Source organism: Bacillus sp. JCM 19034 (assembly GCF_001310635.1).
Taxonomy (GTDB): Bacteria; Bacillota; Bacilli; order Bacillales; family Bacillaceae_D; genus Halalkalibacter.
The window spans coordinates 1-916 of record NZ_BAXR01000057.1 but is presented as its reverse complement, the minus strand read 5'-3'; the positions used below and the strand labels follow the sequence as shown (position 1 = coordinate 916).

The 916-nt window shown below is 38.1% G+C and carries 2 pseudogenes; both read left to right on the top strand.

The window, feature by feature from the left end:
• Window positions 1-434: pseudogene (locus JCM19034_RS23790) on the top strand (recombinase family protein); the annotation flags it as partial.
• A 298-nt stretch (window positions 435-732) separates the two neighbouring features.
• Window positions 733-916 (top strand): annotated as a pseudogene (locus tag JCM19034_RS25435) (IS110 family transposase); the annotation flags it as partial.

The window sequence follows — 916 nt, the reverse complement described above, 5'->3', positions numbered from 1 at the left end:
CCTATGTACAGTATCCATAAGAAAGACCCCAACGATTTTTTGGTGAATGGATTAATGGAGTTATTAGACCAATACCAACGGCTTGAGATAGCACTAAAACTAACGAAAGGCAGAAATAAAAAGGCGATGGAAGGTGGATATGCAGGGGGAAGGGCAACATTTGGCTATACAAAGCTAAAGGGTGAAAAGGAATTAAAGATACATAACGAGCATGCAGAAGTAGTAAAACGGTTATTTGAGTTAAAAGAGCTATATAAGAAATGGTCACTGTCTAGGTTGGCAGAAGCATTGAATAAAGAAGGGTATCAAACAACTCAAGGGAAAGCATTTACGAAAGTACAAGTGAAGCGAATATTAGACCGAGAAAGTTTTATCAAGGGATTTATACATACGGACAAATACAGGCAAATGGCAAACATGAAGCAATAATTTAAAAGGTCACTTAAAAAAGGGACACATTTTCTTATAAGTTACTATGTAACGATGAAGATGGATAGCTTTCGTACCAATGTGCACCGGATGGTGAACGCTCGAACTAAGGTTGCCGGCATTTTCATTCCATAATTGACAACTGAATAGGAGGATAAGCCATGCACGAAAAGCAGAAACACATTTATGTGGGTGTGGACTTGCATAAGCAACATCATGTGGGAGTAGTCATTAATTGTTGGCAAGAGAAGCTAAAGGAAATAAAAATTTGAAAATAAACCGGCCGCCTTCTCAACTTTTTTATTGGACATTGATAAACTTTTAGATGATGGATTGACGCCTGTATTCGGCTTAGAAGATGTTGGAGGCTATGGACGGTCGTTAGCACAATTTTTAACAGACCATGGACAAGTTGTAAAAGAAGTAAACCCAGCACTTTCATACGCTGAACGAAAAAGCCATATGACCACACAAAAAAGTGATAGTT